General features: G+C 65.8%; 1 protein-coding gene. It reads left to right on the forward strand.

Annotated features, from left to right (window positions below; genetic code table 11):
* The coding region (locus tag DBR44_RS19400; RefSeq protein ID WP_148090028.1) for a type VI secretion system Vgr family protein at positions 1 to 992 on the forward strand (992 nt) is incomplete at both ends.

The following is a 992-nucleotide window of genomic DNA, read 5'->3' on the forward strand; positions in this document are numbered from 1 at the left end:
AGCAGCCCCTTCCAGACCACCATCACCGCCCAGCGTCGCGGCATTCCACTGACACCGGCTTACGCCCACAGCGCGCAGGCCAAGCCGACCTCCAAAGGGGTGCAGACCGCCACCGTGGTCGGCCCGGCTGGCGAAGAAGTGCATACCGACGAACTGGGCCGCATCAAGGTGCAATTCCACTGGCAACGGCAGGACGAACACCCCAGCATCGGTGCCAAGCTCGACGACACCTCCTCCTGCTGGCTGCGCGTGGTCATGCCCAGCGCTGGCGCGGGCTGGGGTCACCAGTTCATCCCGCGCATTGGTCAGGAAGTGCTGATCGACTTTATCGAAGGTGATATCGACCGCCCGGTCATCGTCGGTGTGCTGTACAACGGCAGCCACGCCACCCCGGCCTTTAGCGGCGCGGGAGCCTTGCCGGCCAACAAGACGCTGTCCGGCATCAAATCCAAGGAGCACCAGGGCGGCCAGTACAACGAGCTGCTGTTCGACGACACCCCCGGCGAAGTGCGCGCCAAGCTGTCCAGCGAACCGGGCAAAACCCAGCTCAACCAGGGCTTCCTCACCCATCCGCGCAGCAATGGCAAAGCCCAGCCGCGTGGCGACGGCTTCGAGCTGCGCACCGACCAGCACGGTGCCATCCGCGCTGCACACGGCCTACTGCTCAGCACCGAAGCGCAAAACGGCGCTGGCGGCAAACAACTGGCGCGCGACCATGCACAAAGCCAGCTCGACGCCGCCCTCAGCCTCAGCCAAAGCCTGGCGGAAGTGGCCACCGGCCAACTGGCCGACACCATGGAAACCGGGCCGGACGGCATCAAGCCGGACAACAGCAAAGACGGCAAGAAAGACAGCGGCCACCTGCAACACCACGCCGCCGCCCTCCACGCCTGGGAAGCCGGCAGCAACACCGACAAAGACGGCAAAACCGCAAAAGACCAGGCTGGCCAACAGCCGCTGCTCATCCTGTCCGCCCCGGCCGGCATTGCCAG

The sequence above is a fragment of the Aquitalea sp. FJL05 genome, from assembly GCF_003852595.1.
Classification (GTDB): domain Bacteria; phylum Pseudomonadota; class Gammaproteobacteria; order Burkholderiales; family Chromobacteriaceae; genus Aquitalea; species Aquitalea aquatilis.